The sequence below is a fragment of the Nocardia sp. FDAARGOS_372 genome, from assembly GCF_002554515.1.
GTDB lineage: Bacteria > Actinomycetota > Actinomycetes > Mycobacteriales > Mycobacteriaceae > Nocardia > Nocardia farcinica.
Genome location: NZ_PDDW01000001.1, coordinates 3,730,183 through 3,750,214 on the forward strand (window position 1 = coordinate 3,730,183; position 20,032 = coordinate 3,750,214).

Annotated in this window: 19 protein-coding genes; 8 read left to right on the top strand and 11 right to left on the bottom strand. The window is 71.5% G+C overall.

Annotated features, from left to right (window positions below):
- Positions 1-17 precede the first annotated feature (17 nt).
- The 4 genes from egtD to egtA all read right to left on the bottom strand — a co-directional run bounded on the left by egtD (position 18) and on the right by egtA (position 4,552).
- Positions 18-989, bottom strand: coding sequence for an L-histidine N(alpha)-methyltransferase (egtD, locus tag CRM89_RS17845; RefSeq protein ID WP_098085161.1), 972 nt, complete (start codon positions 987-989; stop codon positions 18-20).
- Entirely contained in the window at positions 986-1,828 is an 843-nt protein-coding gene (egtC, locus tag CRM89_RS17850) for an ergothioneine biosynthesis protein EgtC (protein ID WP_098085163.1), read from the bottom strand. Before egtC ends, egtD begins: the two co-directional genes overlap by 4 nt.
- Complete coding sequence (gene egtB / locus CRM89_RS17855; RefSeq protein ID WP_098085167.1) at positions 1,828-3,168, bottom strand: ergothioneine biosynthesis protein EgtB; 1,341 nt, start codon at positions 3,166-3,168, stop codon at positions 1,828-1,830. The genes egtC and egtB overlap by 1 nt, the downstream gene beginning before the upstream one ends.
- Before the next feature lie 67 nt (positions 3,169-3,235).
- Positions 3,236-4,552 carry an ergothioneine biosynthesis glutamate--cysteine ligase EgtA gene (egtA, locus tag CRM89_RS17860; RefSeq protein WP_098085169.1) on the bottom strand — a complete coding sequence of 439 codons (1,317 nt, stop codon included), beginning with the start codon at positions 4,550-4,552 and terminating at the stop codon, positions 3,236-3,238.
- 123 nt (positions 4,553-4,675) lie between these two features.
- Between egtA and CRM89_RS17865 the strand changes: the two genes are divergently transcribed.
- Complete coding sequence (locus CRM89_RS17865) at positions 4,676-5,854, top strand: aminotransferase class V-fold PLP-dependent enzyme (protein ID WP_098085173.1); 1,179 nt, start codon at positions 4,676-4,678, stop codon at positions 5,852-5,854.
- Positions 5,855-6,772 carry a ribonuclease Z gene (locus CRM89_RS17870; protein ID WP_086843317.1) on the top strand — a complete coding sequence of 306 codons (918 nt, stop codon included), beginning with the start codon at positions 5,855-5,857 and terminating at the stop codon, positions 6,770-6,772. It begins immediately after the preceding gene.
- A gap of 16 nt (positions 6,773-6,788) precedes the next feature.
- On the opposite strand, the gene CRM89_RS32285 is transcribed toward CRM89_RS17870, so the two are convergent.
- Entirely contained in the window at positions 6,789-7,148 is a 360-nt protein-coding gene (locus CRM89_RS32285; protein WP_170986822.1) for a PLD nuclease N-terminal domain-containing protein, read from the bottom strand.
- Here CRM89_RS32285 and CRM89_RS17880 point away from each other — a divergent pair.
- Entirely contained in the window at positions 7,135-8,778 is a 1,644-nt protein-coding gene (locus CRM89_RS17880) for a fatty acyl-AMP ligase (protein WP_011211426.1), read from the top strand. The two genes, CRM89_RS32285 and CRM89_RS17880, sit on opposite strands and share 14 nt — an antisense overlap.
- A 58-nt stretch (positions 8,779-8,836) precedes the next feature.
- Positions 8,837-9,346, top strand: coding sequence for a pyridoxamine 5'-phosphate oxidase family protein (locus CRM89_RS17885; protein ID WP_060594410.1), 510 nt, complete (start codon positions 8,837-8,839; stop codon positions 9,344-9,346).
- Positions 9,347-9,459: 113 nt separating this feature from the next.
- Here CRM89_RS17885 and pth read toward each other — a convergent pair whose 3' ends face one another.
- Positions 9,460-10,041: an aminoacyl-tRNA hydrolase gene (gene pth / locus CRM89_RS17890; RefSeq protein ID WP_098085176.1), complete on the bottom strand. Its 582-nt coding sequence runs from the start codon at positions 10,039-10,041 to the stop codon at positions 9,460-9,462.
- Between the two features lie 7 nt (positions 10,042-10,048).
- Positions 10,049-10,651, bottom strand: a complete 603-nt coding sequence (locus CRM89_RS17895; protein ID WP_060594408.1) for a 50S ribosomal protein L25/general stress protein Ctc — start codon at positions 10,649-10,651, stop codon at positions 10,049-10,051.
- Positions 10,652-11,004: 353 nt separating this feature from the next.
- Between CRM89_RS17895 and CRM89_RS17900 the strand changes: the two genes are divergently transcribed.
- The gene (locus tag CRM89_RS17900) at positions 11,005-12,645 is read left to right on the top strand and encodes a peptide chain release factor 3 (protein WP_060594407.1); all 1,641 of its coding nucleotides are present in this window, start codon (positions 11,005-11,007) and stop codon (positions 12,643-12,645) included.
- 19 nt (positions 12,646-12,664) lie between these two features.
- On the opposite strand, the gene CRM89_RS17905 is transcribed toward CRM89_RS17900, so the two are convergent.
- Both CRM89_RS17905 and CRM89_RS31765 read right to left on the bottom strand, forming a co-directional pair.
- A complete protein-coding gene (locus CRM89_RS17905) occupies positions 12,665-13,195 on the bottom strand; it encodes a nuclear transport factor 2 family protein (RefSeq protein WP_011211431.1) in 531 nt (176 codons plus the stop codon).
- A gap of 285 nt (positions 13,196-13,480) precedes the next feature.
- A complete protein-coding gene (locus CRM89_RS31765; protein ID WP_011211432.1) occupies positions 13,481-14,356 on the bottom strand; it encodes an Abi-alpha family protein in 876 nt (291 codons plus the stop codon).
- A 229-nt stretch (positions 14,357-14,585) separates the two neighbouring features.
- Between CRM89_RS31765 and CRM89_RS17915 the strand changes: the two genes are divergently transcribed.
- Positions 14,586-15,908 (top strand): hypothetical protein, encoded by a 1,323-nt coding sequence (locus CRM89_RS17915; protein WP_050768168.1) that lies wholly within the window; start codon positions 14,586-14,588, stop codon positions 15,906-15,908.
- Entirely contained in the window at positions 15,905-16,750 is an 846-nt protein-coding gene (locus tag CRM89_RS17920; RefSeq protein WP_011211434.1) for an Abi-alpha family protein, read from the top strand. The genes CRM89_RS17915 and CRM89_RS17920 overlap by 4 nt, the downstream gene beginning before the upstream one ends.
- A gap of 6 nt (positions 16,751-16,756) precedes the next feature.
- Here CRM89_RS17920 and CRM89_RS17925 read toward each other — a convergent pair whose 3' ends face one another.
- Both CRM89_RS17925 and CRM89_RS17930 read right to left on the bottom strand, forming a co-directional pair.
- Complete coding sequence (locus CRM89_RS17925) at positions 16,757-18,547, bottom strand: ABC-F family ATP-binding cassette domain-containing protein (protein ID WP_098085179.1); 1,791 nt, start codon at positions 18,545-18,547, stop codon at positions 16,757-16,759.
- Between the two features lie 90 nt (positions 18,548-18,637).
- Positions 18,638-19,561 (bottom strand): 4-(cytidine 5'-diphospho)-2-C-methyl-D-erythritol kinase, encoded by a 924-nt coding sequence (locus CRM89_RS17930; protein ID WP_011211436.1) that lies wholly within the window; start codon positions 19,559-19,561, stop codon positions 18,638-18,640.
- A gap of 179 nt (positions 19,562-19,740) precedes the next feature.
- On the opposite strand from CRM89_RS17930, the gene CRM89_RS17935 reads away from it, so the two are divergent.
- Entirely contained in the window at positions 19,741-19,947 is a 207-nt protein-coding gene (locus tag CRM89_RS17935; protein ID WP_041560412.1) for a cation transporter, read from the top strand.
- Positions 19,948-20,032: the final 85 nt, after the last annotated feature.

Sequence of the window (20,032 nt, forward strand, 5' to 3'; positions counted from 1 at the left end):
TGGGTGAGCCGTCTCGTTCACACCCGCGTCGCGAGTACCAGCGCGAACCGCTCGTCGGGGTCGGTCCACACCTGCTCGGCACGGAATCCGGCGGCCGCCAGCTCGGCCGACAGGCCGGGGACGCGGAACTTGGCGGAGATCTCGGTGCGCATCTGCTCACCGCGGGCGAACGACACCGTGAGCCCGAGGTCGGCGACGGTGACCGTCATGTCGCGGGTCGCCGCCAGCCGCATCTCGATCCACTCGTGCTCGGCGTCCCACAGCGCGACGTGCGCGAAGTCCTCGGGCACGAAGTCGGCGCGCAGCCGGTGGTTGAGCACATGCAGCACGTTGCGGTTGAACTCGGCGGTGACGCCGGCGGCGTCGTCGTAGGCGGGCACGAGCACGGCCGGGTCGATCACCAGGCCCGCGCCGAGCAGCAGCCGCTCCCCCGGTTCGAGCACGTCGTGGATGCCGGTCAGGAATTCGGCGCGTTCGGCGGGGACGAGATTGCCGATGGTGCCGCCGAGGAAGGCGATCATCCGCCTGCCGCCGCTCGGCAGGTTGTGCAGCGTGTCGGTGAAGTCGCTGACCACCCCGTGCACGGCCAGGCCGGGGAAGTCGGCGGCCACCTCCGCCGCCGCGGCTCGCAGCGCCGCCGAGGACACGTCCTGCGGCACGTAGGTGCGCAGCGGTCCGGCGCCGGTGAGCGCGTGCAGCAGCAGCCGGGTCTTGGCCGCCGAGCCTGCCCCGAGTTCCACCAGGATCTCGGCCTGCGCGAGCCGGGCGATCTCGTCGACGACGCGCTCGAGCAGTGCCCGCTCGGTGCGGGTCGGGTAGTACTCGGGCAGCTCGGTGATCCGTTCGAACAGCTCACTACCGCGGGCATCGTAGAACCACTTGGGCGGCAACGTTTTCGGCTGTGCGGTGAGGCCGCGTTCGGCGTCGGCGCGCAACGCGGCGGTGAGATCGGCGTCGGTGAGGTGCACTTCCAGGGTCGGTGCGGTCATGCGAGCGGCCTTTCGGTGTGCGCGGCGGGGACGCCGGTGAGTGGTTCGACGGCGAGCCGGCCCGGCTCCGCCCGGACCAGGCAGTGATCGGGGATCGGCTGCCAGCGCGGGTCGTCGTCGTAGGGCTCGGAGGACAGGATCGCGAACTCGTCGGTGACCAGCGCCGACAGCGAGTGGTAGACGGTGGTGGCGAGCAGCCGGGTGCCGTCGCAGAGCAGGAAGTTCAGCCGCGCGGCCGGTTCGTGCCGCAGCACCGCTTCGACCAGCAGCCGCACGGCGGTCTCGGGGTCGTCGCCGTACCCGCCGGATTCGGCGGAGGTGATCAGGTCGGCCAGCAGCACCCACAGCGTCGCGGCGTCGGTCGCCGCCTCGGCGTCGAGCAGGCGAGCCGTCTCGAACAGCCGCGTCGCCCCCGAACGGGTCGCCGCCACGTCCAGGTCGGCGGAGACCGCGCTGAGCACCTGCCGCCAGCGCGGCACCACACCGTTGTGGCTGAATGCCCAGCGGCCGGTGGTGAACGGTGCGCAGGCGCTGCGCTCGATGGGCATACCGACCGTCGCCGACCGCACCGAACCCAGTACGGCCGGGGAGACCAGCTGGCCGAGCACCTCGGTCACCGCCGGGTCGCTCCAGATCGGTTCCCGGTTGCGATAGCGGCTCACGGCCACGCCGTCGGTGGCGGGGCGCCACCACGCCGCGCCGAAACCGTCGGCGTTGATGGTGCCGCCGCCGCGCATCTCCCGCGGCGCCCAGGACTGCTCGCGCAGCGAATGCGTGCCCCGGGTGAGCAGTTCGCCGACGGCGACCGGCGCACCCACGTAGCCGAGATGACGGCACATCAGCGTTCGTCCGCTCGCAGGTCGCGCGCGAGCCGGAATCCGGCGAAGATCTGCCTGCGGATCGGGTGGTCCCAGTTGCGGAAGGTGCCGCGGCAGGCGACCGGGTCGGTGCCGAACGAGCCGCCGCGCAGCACCCGGTAGTCACCACCGAAGAAGACCTCGGAGTACTCGCGGTAGGGGAAGGCGCGGAAGCCGGGGTAGGGATCGAAGCCCGAGGACGTCCACTCCCAGACATCGCCGATCAGCTGGTGCGCGCCGGTGGCGGAGACGCCCGCGGGATAGGCGCCGACCTCGGCGGGCTCGAGGTGACGTTGCCCGAGATTGGCTCTGGTGTCGTCGGGTTCGTCCTCGCCCCACGGGTAGCGGCGCGAGCCGCCGGTCGCCGGATCGAACCGCGCCGCCTTCTCCCATTCGGCCTCGGTGGGCAGTCGTTTGCCCGCCCACCTGGCATACGCCTCCGCCTCGAACCAGCACACGTGCACCACCGGCTGCCGCGGCCGCACCGGCGACAGCACGCCGAACACCCGGCGCCACCATCGCCCGTCACCGTCGCGCTCCCAGAACCGGGGCGCGGTGAGACCGGCCGAGACCCGGTGCGCCCAGCCGCGTTCGGACCACAGCTCGGGCCGTTCGTAGCCGCCGTCCTCGAGGAACGCGAGGTACTGCTCGTTGGTCACCGGCGCGGCGTCGATGGCGAAGGCGGGCACGTGCACCGGGTGCGCGGGCCGTTCGTTGTCCAGCGCCCACGGGTCGGCGGAGGTGCCCATGGTGAATTCGCCGCCGGGGACGATCACCTCGCCGCTCACCCGGACGCGGGCGGGCGGCGGCGCGGCGGCCGACAGCACCGGCTCGCCGGCGCGCAGTTGGTGGGTGGCCAGCATGGTCTCGTCGTGTTGCTGTTCGTGCTGGGCGATCATGCCGAAGGCGAAGCCGTCCTCGATCAGCCTGCTGCCGCGCAGCGCGCTGCGCTCGAGCACGTCCCACACCTTCTCCCGCACCGTGCCGACGTAACCGCGGGCTTCGGCGGGATTCAGCAACGGCAGGGCCGGGCGGTCCTTGCGCGCGTGTTTGAACGCGTCGTAGAGCTCGTCGATGTCGGCGCGCACCGGCTCACGCCCACCCACATCGCGCACCAGCCACAGCTCCTCCTGATTGCCGATGTGCGCGAGATCCCAGACCAGCGGGCTCATCAGCGGCGAGTGCTGGGCGACGAGATCGGCCTCGTCGACGGCCGCGGTGAGGGCCGTGGTGCGGGCTCGGGCGGTGGTGAGCACCTCGGCGATCCGCTCGCGCAGCCGGTCGGTGGCGGAATGGTCGGAGGGGGCGAAGGACTTCGTCACGGTAACGCTCTCCCGGGGAGAAGGGTCGCGAGCGGGCTCGCGGCGGATCGGTCGGCGGGACGGTCGGTCAGGAATGCACGCGCGCGGGCTCCTCGGTGGGGGTGCGCCCGGCCCGGCAGCGGCGCGCGGCGCGGTCGAGCTCGGCGCCCGCCTCGGGCGTGCGGGCATGCGCGGCCGCCAGGTCGAGCAGTTCGGCGGCGACGGTGCGCACGACGCCGTCGGCGAGCCCGCAGCGCGCGGCCTGGGACCACTGGTCGGCCAGCGGCGCGGCCAGCGCGGTCGCCTCGGCGACCACGGCCGGGTGCGCGAGCAGGGCGTCGAAGGTGTGGATCGGCACCGTCCAGTCCTCCCCCGGCTGGGCGTCGAGGTAGCGCACCTCGAGATGCCCGGACGGGCGGACCGGCGGGAACAAGGTGGTCAGGTGGTAGGCGAGATCGGCAGGATCGGGGCGGCGGCCGATCTCGTCGTCCAGCGCGCCCGCCATCCAGTCGGCGAAGGTCGCGCCCGGCGGCGCGGTCCAGTTCTCGCCCGGGTCACCGGCGCAGGTCGTCGTGTCGTCGACCGAGCGCACGCACAACAGCGGCACGTCCAGCGCCCACCGCGCGTAGCCGGTGATCGGGTCCGCCCAGTCCGCGACCGGTGGCCGGGTGCGCAGGGTGTCCAGGCGCAGCCAGGTCCGCATCCGCTGGGAGGCCCACCGCCCCGGCGGCGCGCCGCGCAGCGCCGGTGAGCAGGCGAACGCGGCGACCAGTGCGGGGCCCATCGTGTACAGGGCGGTCCAGCGGGCCCGGACCTCGGCGGGGTCGGTCCCGGCGTCCACGCTGACCTGCGTGGCGGCCGTATTGCACATCATCAGCTTGCCGAACGGGCCGATGCCGGCGAAGGACTGCTCCATCGCCCGGTATCGGGGCGAGCGGAGCAGGCGTTTGGCGCGGCGGTCGGCGTCGGCGGCGAGGGCGAGCGGCCGGATCGCGGCGGCGGCCAGCATCTCGCGCAGCACGATCGCGTCTTCGCGCAGGCGGGCGCACAGTTCGGCGGCCTCGGCATACGGCGCGCTGGACAATTCGATCTGACCACCGGGTTCGACGGTGATCCTGCTGCCGCCGGGCAGCGGCAGCGCGGGCGAGTCGGGGGCGATGGACCGCGGGGCGTGCGGTCCGAGGGCGGCGGCGAGGGCGGACAGTTGCGGACGTGGTGCCGCGACGGTGGCGGACGCCGACGGCCCACCCTGCACGGTGAGCCACTCGAGTTCGGCGCCGATCAGCGCGGGTGGCCCGAGCTTGAAACACACGCCGCCGACGAAGGCCTCGGCGGCCGCGCGGGAGGACAACGTCGCGGGATCGACCCGGCCGGTGGACCCCTGCTGTTCGAGTGTGACCGCCATGCAAGCCTCCGCTGCCATGCAAGCCTCCGCTGCCCGAGGAACTCGACCCAAACCAGCGTAGCGATCGATACCGACAAGAAAACGGCGCGAAGCCGAACTCCGCACCCCGATAAGGTCGTCTGCATGCTGGACGACACACGCGTGCGGGCCGACACCCCCGGGCTGGCCGCCGACCCCGACCTGGTCTTCCTCGACAGCGCCGGCTCCTCGCTCCCGCCGCGGGTGGTGCTGGACACCCAGGTCGCGCACCTGCGCCGGGAAACCGAGATCGGCGGCTACCGCGCCGCCGCCGAACGCCTCGACGACCTGGCCGGGGTGAAGACCGCGATCGGCGAGCTGATCAACGCCGCCCCGGATTGCGTGGCGCTCAGCGACAGCGCCAGCCGCGCCTGGGCGGACTTCTTCTACTCGGTGCCGCTGCGTCCCGGCGACCGCGTGCTGATCAGCGGCGCCGACTACGCCAGCAACGCGATCGCCGCGCTGCAGCGAGCCCGCGCCACCGGCGCCGTCGTGGAGCAGATCCCCAGCGACGACACCGGCCAGCTGGACCTGGACGCGCTGGAGCGGATGGTCGACGAGCGGGTCGCGCTGGTCTCACTGCTGCATGTGCCGACCAACGGTGGGCTGGTGAACCCCGCCGCCGAGGCGACGAAGATCGCGCACTCGGCGGGCGCGATGGTGCTGCTGGACGCCTGCCAGTCGGCCGGGCAGCTGCCCCTCGACGTCGCCGAGCTCGGTGTCGACGCGCTCTCGGCGACCGGCCGCAAGTGGTTGCGCGGCCCGCGCGGCACCGGATTCCTCTATGTCCGACCGGAATTGGCGACGACGATGGAACCGCAGCGGCTGGACCTGCACAGCGCCGCCTGGACCGGCCCGCAGGACTACGAACTCGCACCCGACGCCCGCCGCTTCGAATTCTGGGAGTGCGATGTCGCCGCCCGGCTCGGCCTGGGTGCGGCGGTGCGCTACCTGCTCGACCTCGGCCCGGCCGACGTGTACGCCGCGATCGCCGAGCGGGCCGGGCACCTGCGCGAGGCGTTCGCCGCGCTGCCGCGGGTCACGGTGCGCGACAACGGCGTCCGTCGCGGCGGCATCGTCTCCTTCACCGTCGACGGCGTGCCCGCCACCGAGGTGCGCGACCGGCTGGCCGCCCAGAACATCACCGTCACCGTGAGCTTCGCCGGGTCCACGTTGCTGGACATGAGCGCCCGCGGGCTCGACGCCGTGGTGCGCGCCTCGCCGCACTGCTTCGTCGGCTTCGACGAGCTGGACCGGTTCGTCCGCGCGGTCGCGGAGCTGTAGATGTCGCAGCGGGAACTGGTCGTGCTCGGCACCGCGAGCCAGGTGCCGACCAGGCAGCGCAATCACAACGGCTACCTGCTGCGCTGGGGACGCGAGGGCGTGCTGTTCGATCCGGGCGAGGGCACCCAGCGGCAGATGGCCTTCGCCGGCGTGGCCGCCACCGACATCACCCGCATCGCCCTGACCCACTTCCACGGCGACCACTGTCTCGGTCTGCCCGGCATCGTGCAGCGCATCAACCTCGACCGCGTCGCACACCCCGTCGACGCCTACTATCCGGCCTCCGGCCAGGAGTACTTCGACCGGCTGTGCTCGGCCAGCTCGTTCTACCGCCGAGTCGACCTGCGCACGCATCCGATCGCCGGGCCCGGCCCGCTGGACGCACCCGACGCCCCGTTCACGATCGAAGCCGTCGCGCTCTCGCACCCCGTCGAAGCGTTCGGGTACCGGTTGACCGAACCCGCCGGGGTGCGCATGCTGCCCGACCGGCTCGCCGCGCTCGGCATCCGCGGACCCCGCATCGGCGAGTTGCAACGCACCGGCAGTCTGCTGGTCGACGGCCGCACGGTGACCGTCGCCGAGGTCAGCGAGCCGCGTCCCGGCCAGAGTTTCGCCTTCGTCATGGACACCCGCCTGTGCCCCGGCGTCGCGGAGCTGGCCGCCGGCGTCGACATGCTCGTCATCGAGGCCACCTTCCTCGACGCCGACGCCCACCTGGCCGAGGAATACGGCCACCTCACCGCGGGCCAGGCCGCCCGCGTCGCCGCCGACGCCGACGTCCGCACCCTCGTGCTGACCCACTTCTCCCAGCGCTACCGCACCCTCGACGACCACCGCGCCGAAGCCGAAAAACACTTCTCCGGCGAGGTCGTGGTCGCCGAAGACCTCCACCGAATCCCCCTTCCCCCACGGCGGTGATGCCACCGACCGGGACTCACCGGCGCGGCGGACCCTGGAACGCCGACCTCGCGGTGTCCGGCTCCGCCTCGCCGGGATTCCGACGGAACCAGGCGATCGGGCCGATCAGGGGGAGGAACCAGACGGCGAGGAGCCAGGCGAGGCGGTGGCTCGGGAGTGGCCGAAGCTCCGCCTCCCGCGCCGCCGGCCTCGACGCCGCCGACCTCCGGTGCCGCTGGTACGCCCCGGTCCGGGCCTGGTTCCCCACAGCCGATCGCCGGTCCCGCGATTGGATCGGGTGGAAAAGGGTTAACGCCGGAGGGTGGGGGCGGGATAGTTGGGCAGGGTTGATTCGCGGCCCCACGGCGTGGAGGAGTCCGACGTTGAGCAGGTTCACCGAGGAGATGTACGCGACCGCCCGGACCTCCGCGCGCGGGCTGGTGACGGGCGAGCCGGACGCGCCGGTGCGGCAGACGTGGGGTGAGATCCATCGGATCGCGCGGTGCATGGCCGGTGCGCTCGCCGAGGCGGGGATCGGGCACGGCGACGCGGTGGGGGTACTGGCCGGGATGCCGGTCGACATCGCGCCGGCCTGTCAGGCGGTGTGGATGCGCGGCGGGTCGATCACGATGCTGCACCAGCCCACCCCGCGGACCGATCTGGTGGTGTGGGCCCGCGACACCGAGACGGTGTTGCGCATGATCGAAGCGCGGGCGGTGGTGCTCGGTGCCCCGTTCGAGGCGGCCGAACCGCTGCTGCGCGAGCGCGGCATCACGGTGGTGCGCATCGACCGCATGCGCGAGGGCGCCGACACCGATCCGCTGCCCACCACCGAGGACGACGTCGCGTTGCAGCAGCTGACCTCGGGCTCGACCGGCTCGCCGAAGGCGGTGCGGATCACGCACGGCAACTTCTACGTCAACGCCTACGCCATGTTCGACCGGGTGAAGTTCCAGCTCGACAGCGATGTGATGATCAGCTGGCTGCCGCTGTTCCACGACATGGGCATGGTCGGATTCCTCAGCGTGCCCATGCAATTCGGCGCCGAGGTGGTGTGCGTGACGCCGTTGGACTTCCTGCGCAGGCCGCTGCTGTGGGCCGAGCTGATCAGCAAGTATCGCGGGACCGTCACGGCCGCACCCAATTTCGCGTACTCACTGCTGGCGCGACGGTTGCAGCAGGCCGAGGAAGGCTCGCTGGATCTGAGCAGCGTTCGCTACATGTGGAACGGCGCCGAACCGGTGGATCCGGACACCATGGAGGCACTGGCGGTGGCGGGCAAGCGATTCGGGCTCAGCCCGCTGGCGCTGACGCCGGTCTACGGGATGGCCGAGACGACACTGGCCGTCTCCATCCCCGACCCGGACCGGGGCCAGGTGCTCGATCTGGTCGACGCCGACCTGCTCGAGGCGCTCGGTAAGGCGGTGCCGGTCACCCCGCACGGCCACCACGGCACGATCCGCAGGCTGCCGACGCTCGGCTACCTCGTCGACGAGCTGGAGGGGCGGGTGGTCGACGCCGACCGCCAGCCGTTACCGACCCGCTCGGTCGGGGTGATCGAACTGCGCGGGCCCGCGGTCACCGCCGGGTACGTCACGGTCGACGGGTTCCGGCCCGCCCAGGACGCCGACGGCTGGCTCGACACCGGCGACATCGGCTACTTCACCGAGGAGGGGCTGGTGGTGGTCTGCGGCCGGATCAAGGACGTGATCATCATGGGCGGCCGCAACATCTTCCCCACCGACATCGAGCGCGCCGCCATGCGGGTGTCCGGGGTGCGGCCGGGCAACGCGGTGGCGGTGCGGCTGGACGCCGGACAGAAGCGGGAGAGCTTCGCCGTGGTGGTCGAATCCAACGATCACCAGAACGCCGAGGCGGTGAAGCGGATGGAGCGCGACATCGCGCACGCGGTGTTCGCCGAGGTGGGCGTGCGGCCGCGCACGGTCGCGGTGCTGGGGCCGGGCGCGCTGCCGAAGACCTCCTCGGGCAAGTTGCGCCGCGCCGCCACCGCCGCGCACCTGCGATGAATCCGCCGGGCGCGGACCGTCTACTCCGGTGACCGCTGTTGCCCGGAAGGAGGCCGCCGTGCCCGACACCGAACCGACCGTCCACCTGGATCCGCGTTTCAGCAGCCCGGACGCCACGCCGCCGACCTGGTCGGCCGTGCGCGACGCGCTCGACGCGGCCGCGCTGTTCTGGCTGTCCACGGTGCGCCGGGACGGGCGGCCGCACGTCGTTCCGCTGCCCGCGGTGCTGCACGACGGCGCCCTGCACTTCTGCACCGGCGAGCAGGAACAGAAGGCGGTGAACCTGGCGGCCGACCCGCGCTGCGCGCTGAGTCACGGCAACGGCCGCGACGACGAGGGCCTCGACGTCGTGGTCGAGGGCACCGCCGTCCCCGTCACCGACCGCGCCCGCCTGGAGACGCTGGCACAGCTGTGGAAGACGAAGCTGGACTGGGATTTCGAAGCCACCGACCGCGGCTTCCGCGAGGTCCACGGCAGCGGCGAGGCGGTGGTCTTCGCGCTCACCCCGGTCAAGGTGCTGGCCTTCGCCAAGGGCGAGTCCTACAGCCAGACCGCTTACCGGTTCTGAAAGCCGGTGCGGCTCAGGACAACTCCCGGCTCAGGACAACTCCCGACTCGGCGACAACTCCCGACTCGGCGCGGTCCCGGGTCGGCGCGGTCCCGGCCCACGCGGTCGGTGGCTCAGTGCAGTTGGTTCTGCGCGGCCTCGAGACCGACGCGCAGCAGCAGCTCCACCGCGTCGGCGGCCTGCTCCACGATCACCGGCACCTCGTTGCGCTCGGCGGCCGCGAACGGCTTGAGCACGAAGTCGGCCGGGTCCTGCCGACCCGGGGGGCGGCCGATGCCGATGCGGGTGCGCAGGTAGTCCTTGGTGGTGAGCGCGCTGGAGATGGAGCGCAGTCCGTTGTGACCGCCCTCGCCGCCGCCGCGCTTGAGCCGCACGGCACCGAACGGCAGATCCAGTTCGTCATGCACGACGATGACCTCGGTCGGCGGCACCGAGAAGAACCGGGCCAGCGCCGCGACCGGCCGACCGGACAGGTTCATGTAGGAACGCGGCTTGGCGATGAGCACCTGCCGCCCGTCCAGCCGGGCCTGCAGCAGGTCCGCGCCGGATTTCTTGTGCACGGCAAAACGGTCGCCGACGCGCTCGGCGAGCACGTCGGCGACCAGAAAACCGACATTGTGCCGGGTGCGCTCGTATTCCGAGCCCGGGTTACCCAGGCCGACCACGAGCGCGGGCCCGGTCGAAGGACCGGTCATCGGCGAGTTATTCGGCGCTCTCGCCCTCGCCCTCGGCCGCTTCCTCACCCGGGGCGGGCTCGGCGGCGGGCGCGGCGATCACGTTGACGACCAGCAGCTCGGGGTCGCTCGCCAGGGTGACACCCTGCGGCAGCGCGATCGAGCCCGCGGTGATCTGGGTGCCGATCTCGGCGTCCTCGACGGAGACCTCGATGGCCTCGGGCAGGTTCAGCGCCTCGGCCTCGATGGAGATGGTGGTGGCTTCCTGGGTGACCAGGGTGCCGGGGGCGGCATCGCCGGTGACGGTGACCGCGACGTCGGCGGTGACCTTCTCGCCACGCTTGACGATCAGCAGGTCGGCGTGCTCGATGTAGCGGCGGATCGGGTGCACGACAACCGACTTGGTGAGCGCCAGCTGCTTCTTGCCCTCGATGTCGAGGTTCAGCACCGCGTTGGTGCCGTGCTCACGCAGGATGGCGGCGAAGGCCTGGGCGTTCAGCGACAGGTGCTGCGGCTCGGACTGGTGGCCGTACAGCACGGCGGGCACGTTGCCCGCGCGGCGGGTGCGGCGCGCGGCGCCCTTGCCGAACTCGGTACGGACGGACGCTTCGAGAAGGTTGGCGTCGGACATGACTGGATCTACTCCTACGGCTCTTCCGGGCTGTCAACGGTGCCCAACAGGGTGGGTGGCGCCCTGTGTGGTGGGGTTGGTCTACTCGTCGGGGCGAAGACCGAACGAGGACGGCCGGAAGCCGCGCCGCGTCGATCACGGTGTCGCATCACACGTCTGTTGCGTCACACGTCTGGAGGACACCCTCGCCGAGACAACCCGAACACCATACCTCGAGGTCAGCACCCGGCTTGAATCGGGTGGTCAGCGCCCTGCGGCCGTCGCGGCCGCCACCCGGCACCGGTCGCGACCGGCCGCGCCGCGTACGCTGGAGCGGTTGCCCGTTCCCCTCGCCGTGCGAAAGGCTCCCCATCGTGACCGCCCCCGAAGACGTCGTCGCGCCCACCCCCCGCGGGCTGCCCGCCGAGGTCGCCCGGCGCCGCACCTTCGCGGTCATCTCCCACCCGGACGCGGGTAAGTCGACGCTCACCGAGGCCCTCGCCCTGCACGCGCGGATGATCTCGGAAGCGGGCGCCATCCACGGCAAGGCGGGGCGCAAGTCGACGGTCTCGGACTGGATGGAGATGGAGAAGGCGCGCGGCATCTCCGTCAGCTCCACCGCGCTGCAGTTCAACTACCGCGCCGCGGGCAGCGACGTCGACAGTGTCATCAACCTGGTCGACACCCCCGGCCACTCCGACTTCTCCGAAGACACCTACCGGGTGCTCACCGCGGTCGACGCCGCGGTCATGCTCATCGACGCCGCCAAGGGCCTCGAGCCGCAGACCCTCAAGCTCTTCCAGGTCTGCCGCCACCGCGGCATCCCGGTCATCACCGTCATCAACAAGTGGGACCGGCCCGGCCGCGCCCCGCTGGAACTGCTCGACGAGATCGAGGAGCGCATCGGCCTCACCCCGACGCCGCTGTTCCTGCCGGTCGGCATCGCGGGCGACTTCCGCGGACTGCTGCGTCGCGGACCCGAGGGCGCGCCGGTCGAATACATCCACTTCACCCGCACCGCGGGCGGCGCCACCATCGCGCCCGAGGACTCGCTGACCCCCGAGCAGGCGCAGGAGCGCGAGGGCGAGGCATGGACCACCGCGGCCGAGGAGAGCGAGCTGCTCTCGGCCACCGGCCAGGACCACGACCAGGAGCTGTTCCTGGCCGGACAGACCTCCCCGGTCATCTACGCCTCGGCGATGCTGAACTTCGGTGTCCGCCAGCTGCTCGAGACCCTGGTGACCTTCGCGCCGCCGCCCGGCCCGCGCAAGGACGTCGACGGGGTGCCGCGCCAGACCACCGACCCGTTCAGCGCGGTGGTGTTCAAGGTGCAGGCGGGCATGGACACCGCACACCGCGACCGGCTGGCCTTCATGCGCATCGTCTCCGGCGAGTTCGAGCGCGGCATGGTCGTCACGCACGCCCAGACCGGACGTCCCTTCGCCACCAAGTACGCGCTGACGGTGTTCGGCCGCGAGCGCTCCACCGTGGACACCGCCTACCCCGGCGACGTGGTCGGCCTGGTGAACGCCACCGCCCTGGCGCCCGGTCACACGCTCTACGTCGAGAAGAAGGTCGAGTTCCCGCCGATCCCCTCCTTCGCTCCCGAGCACTTCGCGGTGCTGCGCGCCCAGAGCGCGGGCAAGTACAAGCAGTTCCGCAAGGCCATCGACCAGCTCGACTCCGAGGGCGTGGTGCAGGTGTTGCGCAACGACATCCGCGGTGACGCCGCGCCGGTGCTGGCGGCCGTCGGCCCGATGCAGTTCGAGGTGGTCACCGCGCGGATGCTGGCCGAGTTCAACGTCGAGACCACGATGGAACACCTCGGCTACTCGCTGGCCCGCCGCACCGACGCCGCCTCGGCCGACGAGCTGGGCCGCCAGCGCGGGGTCGAGGTGTTCACCCGCAGCGACGGCGCACTGCTCGCGCTGTTCAGCGACAAGTGGCGGTTGCAGTACATCGAGAAGGAACACCCGAACCTGACCCTCGAACCGCTGGTCGCCGCCGCGGACTGAACCGCCCCTGGATCGCCCGTCAGGCGCTGTCGGGTTCGCGGTAGGCCTGGGCCGCGGCGCCGGGTTCGCGTTCGACGGAGGCGATGCCGTCCTCGCGGGCGATGAGGCCCCAGCGGCTCGAGGTCAGACGCAGGCTGGGCAGGTCGCTGAGCGAGAGCACCACCTCGTAGGTGCGTTCGTAGCCGGTGTGGGCGATCCGCCACCGGCCGTCGTCGCAGCGCACGTAGCGGTCGGAGTAGTAGGCCGCGCCGCGCAGCAGCATGTTGTGCTCCGGGATGAGGACGGTGTCGGCCAGGTACCAGGTGCCGGTGGCGGTGTCGCCGTCGACATCGATCTCGGGGTGATCGCAGCGGTGCTCGGTGATGACGTGCGGCCCGAGCGTGTTGCGCAGGAAGGCCAGAAATGCCTCCCGGGATTCGAATTGCAGGTATTCGCTGTAGGTCGCGGTGGCCTCGGGAACCATCGTGTCGGCGAACTCGTCCCAGGATTTGGTGTCGAGGGTGCGCAGGTAACGGAATTTGAGCCGGTTGATGGCCGTGACATCGTCCATGGCCGGTCCCCCTCGCGCGCGCGACCCCTTCGCCTCCCCTTGATTACCACGGGCGAACAGGTCGGAAACCACGCGAGGATCGAGTGGATCGGCCCGGCCGCGCGCGGCGTCGTCGCGATCCGGGCGCTCCGCCGTGGCGGATTCGGCGCTCGAATCGGCACGCTCCTGCTCGCCGCTGCGCTCCTGCATACCTTTCACGATCCCATCGTGGGAGCGCGGCACCGAGAAATTTTCCAGATCTGTATCAGATCGCTATCACCCGCGGACCGGAAACCGGCCGGAAAATCACTGCCCGAGGGTGAAGCAGGTGTGGCAGAAATCCTCGCCGAACTCGGTCAGCCGGAAACTCTTGCGCACGATCTTGGGTGCGCGGCCCGCCTTCTTCAGCGCCGCCTCCACCACCGGCTGCACCTCGAGCACCATGTACCGGCTCAGCACCACCGGGTCCTCGGAGGTGCGGGTCAGGCCGAGGCGGTTGAGGTTGATGAGGTACGAGCGGGCGCGGTCGGGGTAGCGCACGCCGGCCTGCTCGGGCACCGAGGTCAGATCGCCCTGCACCAGCTCCGAGCCGATGCCGAGCGGGCGGTTGGTGCGCACGTCGACCGAGGGTTGCGGGCCGTTGAGCGCCATGAACCGCAGGATGCGCGCCTCGTCGGGGGCGAGTTCGTCGAGGATGCGGTCGTAGGCCGGGTGCACGTCCTCGGTGAAGTAGACGTCGGCCGAGCGGGCCAGCAGGGCGTCGCCGCGCCTGCGCAGTTCCTCGGAGGTGGCCGAGCGCAGGTAGGAGCCCACCGGGATGGCCTGCTGGTTCGGCCCGGTCGGGGTGGGCACGTAGCTGACGATCTCGCGCACCGACCCCTCGGTGACACCGAGCGCGCTGCGGGCGATCGAGCGCAGCGCGTTGCCGGTGCGCTCGGCGATGTCGGCCGAGGACTCACCGTCGAGGGCGGCCTTGGTGAGCTCCTTGGTCACCTCCAGCGACGTGTTGACCGCCCACTGGCTCCCGCGCACGGCCGTGCCCGCGGCCAGCCCGGCGGCGCGGAACACGCCGCGGATCAGCCGGGCCTCGTTGCTGATCTGCCGCTGTTCGACGTCCGAACTGCGTTCGACCGAGCGGGAACCGGCCCGGGCCACGTCCTGTCCGGTCCTGTCGTCTGCCACGTCTACTCCGAAGTATCGCCAAGTGAACGAATCCGCCCACAGATTATTGCCCGACGGCACGGCGTCGCGAACCCCGACCGTTCGCATCCGAACCGGACATTACCCTGTGCAGCGGCCCGTCGATCTCCCGACACCGGGGGACGGCGCACAATGCGGCCGGTTTGCCGGGCTGGTGCTACTTTGATGTCCCGGTGAGGCGGCGGTCACCGGTTTTCGGCAGGAGGGTGTCGTGTTGGAGAGCGTTTTCGGTGTTCACCCGACCATCCTGCTCGAACTTCTGACGATTCCGCTTTTCACTGGCGTCATCGGTTACATCACCAACTGGACCGGTGTGCTGATGTTGTTCCGCCCGCTGTCCTTCCACGGCGTGCACGTGCCCGGCCTGCGGGCGCTGTACCCGTTCCTGCCCAAGCGCATCCAGGTGCTGCCGTTGCTCAGCTACGACGGCAGGTTCGGCTGGCAGGGCATCGTGCCCTCGCGGGCGGACAAGATGGCCAGCATCGCCGTCGACAAAGGGCTGTCCAAACTCGGCAGCGTCGCGGACTTCTATCGCGAGCTCGACCCGGACAAGCTCGCCGAACACCTGGCGACCATCGCCGACGCGCAGATCACCGACATCGTCGAGGAGATCCTGCGGCGCGAGCATCCGCAACTCTGGTACAACCTGCCCAGCCAGGTGCGCGAGATGGTGCACGCGCGGGTGCGCCAGCAACTGCCGGACATCCTGCGCGAACTCACCGACGAACTCGGCAAGAACATCGATCAACTCATCGATGTCAAGCAGATGGTGATCCGGTATTTCCAGGCCCGCCCGCATCTGCTCAACACCCTGTTCCAGGTGCTCGGCGCCAAGGAACTGCGTTTCATGCAGAACTTCGGCTTCTATTTCGGCGCGCCGATGGGTGTGGTGCTGGTGGCGGTGCTGCACCTGACCGGCTGGTCGAGCTGGGTGGTGCTGCCGATCGGCGGGGTGATCATCGGCTGGGTGGTCAACTGGATCGGCATCAACATGATCTTCGCCCCGGCCTACCCGAAGTGGTGGTGCCCGTGGCGGCAGGGCCTGCTGATCAAGCGCCAGCCCGAGATCACCGCCGGCTACGCCGAACTCGTCTCCACCCAGGTGATGACGGTCGCCAACATCGGCGACGAACTGCTCAACGGCCCGCGGTCGGACCGCACCCTGCAGATGCTCGAGGACACCCTGCGCCCGGCCGCCGACCGCGCGCTCGGCCCGGCCCGGCCCGCGGTGAAGTTCATGCTCGGCAGCCGCGAGTACGACTCGCTGCAGCAGACGCTGACCAGCGAGGCGATGTCGATCGCACCGATCGCGTTCGCCGACCCGGACTTCAACGTGCAGCAGGGCAAACAGATCAACGACTACATCGCCAAACAGATGTCGGCGCTGGCTCCCCCGGACTTCGTGGATATGTTGCGATCGGCCATCAAACAGGACGAATGGCTGCTTTTCGTGCATGGCGGCGCATTGGGCCTGCTGGCCGGATACGCTCATATCCTGATCTTCGGAACGGGAGTGGCGACGACATGGCTATGACGGAATCATCCGACGAGGACCATACTCCGTCGAAGGAGCTCGCCCCGTGGCCGCTGGCCGAGGACGCCCCGGCCGGGCGCTCGCGTCGCGCGCCGATCTCCCCGGTCCGCACCGTCCGCGCCGCGGGCGGCGTCGCCAAGGTCGCCCTGACCGCGGCCGGTGAGGTCACCGCGTGGACCGTCGACACCGCGCTCGGCGTCACCGGCACCGTCGTGAAGGGATCGATGGCCGGCCTGCCGCCGCGCGAGGTGCTCGCCGAGGCCGAAGCCGAGGTGCGCGACGCCGTCCGCCGGGCGCTGCGGTTGCCCGCCGCCGCCGACGCCGCCGATCCGGCGCTGCCCACCCTGCGCGAACAGGGCGCCGCGCTGCTGCGGCTGTCGGCCAGCCCGACCCAGGAACAATCCGAGACGCACCCGGCCTTCGCGGGCATCCTCGCCGAACTCACCCCCGACGAGGCCCGCGTCCTGCGCCTGCTCTACCGCGACGGGCCGCAGCCCGCGATGGACATCCGCGCCGGGCGGCGCGGCCTGCGCAGCGAACGGCGGGTGGAGGGCGCGAGCGTCATCGGCGAGCACGCCGGGGTGCGCTTCCCCAACCGGGTACCGCAGTACCTGACCAACCTGCGCAGGCTCGGCCTGATCGAACTGGCCGCGGAACCGGTCGACAACCCGCACCGCTACCAGCTGATCGAAGCGCAGGCCGCGGTGCGGGAACTGTTGAAGCGCTCCGGTTTCGGCACCAAGGTCAGCTACCGCAGCATCGTGCTCACCTCGTTCGGCAGCGACTTCGTGCGCACCTGCCTGCCGGTCGTCGCGCCGGGCGAGCAGGCCGAGACCAGCTAGCCCCGCTCAGGGGGTGTCCTCGGCCAGTTCCAGCCAGCGTTCCTCGGCGGCGTCCTTGTCCGTCAGCACCTGTTTGAGTTCGGCGCCGAGGGTCACCAGCTTGTCCGGATCGGTGGCGGCATCGGCCAGCGCCGCGTGCAACTGCTGCTCGCGCTGGGTGAGCTTGTCGATGGTGCGCTCGAGTTTGGCCAGTTCCTTGCGCGCGGCGCGGTAGGCGGCGGCGTCGGTGGTCGGCGCCTCGCTCGCCGATCTGGTCTGGCTCGCCGGCCGCGCGGCATTCGCGGCCCGCTTGCGCAGGTACTCCTCGATACCGCCGGGCAGGTTGGTGAGCTTGCCGTCGCCGAACAACGCCCAGGTGGAGTCGCAGATGCGCTCGATCAGGTAGCGGTCGTGACTGATGACCACCAGCGTGCCCGCCCAGTTGTCGAGCAGATCCTCCAGCTGCTGCAGGGTGTCGATGTCGAGGTCGTTGGTCGGCTCGTCGAGCAGCAGCACGTTCGGCTCCGACATCAGGATGCGGGTGAGCTGGAGCCTGCGCCGCTCGCCACCGGAGAGGTCGCCGACCGGGGTGCGCTGGCGAGCCGGGCTGAACCCGAGCCGCTCGGCCAGCTGCCCGGCCGAGATCTCCTTGTCGCCCAACATGATCCGCTGCGCGACCTGCTGCACGGCCTCGAGCACCCGCAGGTCGGTGGGCAGGTCGTCGAGTTCCTGGCGCAGCCAGCCGATGCGGACGGTCTGGCCCTGGATGCGCGTGCCCGCGCGGGGCTCGACGTCTCCGGCCAGCGCGCGCAACAGGGTGGTCTTGCCCGAGCCGTTGACGCCGACCAGGCCGACCCGCTCCCCCGGCGCCAGCCGCCAGGTGAGGTCGCGCACCAGCTCGCGCCCGTCGGGCGTGGTGAGGGTGGCGTCCTCGAGTTCGATCACCACCCGGCCCAGCCGTTTGCGGGCGAAGGCGGCCAGGCTGACGCTGTCGCGTGGCGGCGGGACGTCGGCGATCAGCGCCTCGGCCGCCTCCACCCGGTAGCGCGGCTTGGAGGTGCGCGCCTGCGGGCCGCGGCGCAGCCAAGCCAGTTCCTTGCGGGCGAGGTTGCGCCGGCGCGCCTCGGTGGCGTCGGCCTGGCGCGCCCGCTCGGCGCGGGCGAAGATCCAGTCGCCGTAACCGCCCTCGTAGCTCTCCACCTTGCCGCCGACGACCTCCCAGGTGCGGGTGGCGACGGTGTCGAGGAACCAGCGGTCGTGGGTCACCACGACCAGGGCGCTGCGGCGCTCGAGCAGATGCCGGGCCAACCACTGCACCCCCTCGACGTCGAGGTGGTTGGTCGGCTCGTCGAGCACCAGCAGATCCAGGTCGCGCACCAGCGCGGCGGCCAGCGCGACGCGGCGCCGCTCCCCGCCGGAGAGATTGGTCACCGGGGTGTCGTGGCCGAGATCCTGGATGCCGATGCCCTCGAGCACCGCGCGGATGCGCGCGTCGGCGGCCCACTCGTGCTCGGCCAGTTCGCCGCCCGCCGCGTCGTCGGTGAGACCCGCCAGCACCACCTGGCCGACGGTGGCGCCGTCCGGCAGCACGCCGCGCTGGGTGACCACCGCCATCCGCAGCCCACCCAGCCTGCTCACCCGCCCCGAGTCGGGTTCCTCCAGGCCGGTCAGGACCTCGAGCAGCGTCGTCTTGCCGCCGCCGTTGAGGCCGACCACGCCGATCCGCTCGCCGGCGTGCACGCCGAGCGAGACGTTGTCGAGGAGCGGGGTGATCCCGAAGCTCTTGGAGACCTGTTCGAGATTGATCAGGTTGGACATGGATCCTTCCGACATACCGGTGCCGCGGGCCCGGCAGGGCCCCGAGCCAGGGTACCGAGGCGGGGTCGGGGGCCGGTTCGTCGGACCTGGTCAGCTCTCCGGATCGATGACGCGCGCGCCGGGCACCGGCCCGCTCGCGGTGCGCACGCTGCGGGCCACGCCCGCCCCGGCCAGCTCCGCCGCGACCGCGACGGCGGCGTCCGCGCTCTCGCACAGGAACGCACAGGTGGGTCCGGAGCCGGAGACCAGCCCGGCCAGCGCGCCCGCGGTGACGCCCGCGCGCAGCGTACGGCGCAGCTCGGGCTTCAACGAGACCGCCGCGGCCTGTAGGTCGTTGCCGAGCAGCGGCGCGAGCTGGGCGGGGTCGCCGGAGGCCAGCGCCTGCATCAGGGCCTGCGGGTCGCCGAGGCGCGGCGGGTCGCCGTGCTCGCGCAGCCGGTCGAGTTCGGCGAACACCGCCGGGGTGGACAGCCCGCCCTTGGCGAAGGCGAGCACCCAGTGAAAGGTGTTGCGCGACAGCACCGGAAGCAATCGCTCGCCCCGGCCGGTGCCCAGCGCGGTGCCGCCGTGCAGGGCGAAGGGCACGTCGCTGCCGAGTTCGGCGGCGAGCGCGGACAATTCGTCACGGCCCAGGCCCATGTCCCACAGCTCGTTGAGGCCGACCAGCGCGGCGGCGGCGTCGGCGCTGCCGCCCGCCATCCCGCCCGCCACCGGGATGCCCTTGTCGATGACGATCTCCACCAGTGGCGCCCGCCCGACCAGGTGGGCCAACCGCACCGCGGCCTTCCACACCAGATTTGTGCGATCGGTGGGCACCTCGGCGGCGCCCTCGCCGTTCACCTTCACCGTGAGCGCCGAGGCGGGCGAGATCCGCAGGTCGTCGCCGAGGGACAGCGCCTGGAACACCGTGGTCAGGTCGTGGTAGCCGTCGGGGCGCAGGTCGCCGACACCGAGGTGCAGGTTCACCTTCGAGGGCGCGCGCACGAGAACCGGACTGGGCACAACTGACAGCACGAGGCCCAAGCCTATCCGCTGGCCCCGACACCCGCCGGGCTCACGAGCGGCCGGGACGGCGGTGTCCGCCGCGTCCCGATGCGCGCACCGCCTTGCGTACCATACCCCCCAAGGGTATGTTCGTGGTGTCGGCGGACATCGGATCCGCCGCTGTCCCACGAACCGGAGGAGTCGCCACCATGACCACCACCACCTACACCGTCAAGGGCATGACCTGCGGCCACTGCGCGAGTGCGGTCGAGACGGAGATCGGCAAGATCGACGCGGTCACGTCCGTCCAGGTGGACCTGAAGGGCGGCGCCGTGCGCGTGGAGAGCACCGCGCCGCTGGCCGATGCCGATGTCGTCGCCGCCGTGGACGAAGCGGGGTACGAGGTCGTCCTCTGAGGGCAGCCTGCGGGTCGTCCGCGGCGGACGACCACACCGGCGGCGGCCGCCGGGTTCGTTCGGCGGACCCGGCGCCGCCGCCGCG

Bases quoted from the DNA above. Each gene is read 5' to 3' on its own strand.
- egtD (WP_098085161.1), bottom strand. From the start codon at position 989: ATGACCGCACCGACCCTGGAAGTGCACCTCACCGACGCCGATCTCACC.
- egtC (WP_098085163.1), bottom strand. From the start codon at position 1,828: ATGTGCCGTCATCTCGGCTACGTGGGTGCGCCGGTCGCCGTCGGCGAA.
- egtA (WP_098085169.1), bottom strand. From the start codon at position 4,552: ATGGCGGTCACACTCGAACAGCAGGGGTCCACCGGCCGGGTCGATCCC.
- CRM89_RS17865 (WP_098085173.1), top strand. From the start codon at position 4,676: ATGCTGGACGACACACGCGTGCGGGCCGACACCCCCGGGCTGGCCGCC.
- CRM89_RS17870 (WP_086843317.1), top strand. From the start codon at position 5,855: ATGTCGCAGCGGGAACTGGTCGTGCTCGGCACCGCGAGCCAGGTGCCG.
- pth (WP_098085176.1), bottom strand. From the start codon at position 10,041: ATGACCGGTCCTTCGACCGGGCCCGCGCTCGTGGTCGGCCTGGGTAAC.
- CRM89_RS17895 (WP_060594408.1), bottom strand. From the start codon at position 10,651: ATGTCCGACGCCAACCTTCTCGAAGCGTCCGTCCGTACCGAGTTCGGC.
- CRM89_RS17905 (WP_011211431.1), bottom strand. From the start codon at position 13,195: ATGGACGATGTCACGGCCATCAACCGGCTCAAATTCCGTTACCTGCGC.
- CRM89_RS17920 (WP_011211434.1), top strand. From the start codon at position 15,905: ATGACGGAATCATCCGACGAGGACCATACTCCGTCGAAGGAGCTCGCC.
- CRM89_RS17925 (WP_098085179.1), bottom strand. From the start codon at position 18,547: ATGTCCAACCTGATCAATCTCGAACAGGTCTCCAAGAGCTTCGGGATC.
- CRM89_RS17935 (WP_041560412.1), top strand. From the start codon at position 19,741: ATGACCACCACCACCTACACCGTCAAGGGCATGACCTGCGGCCACTGC.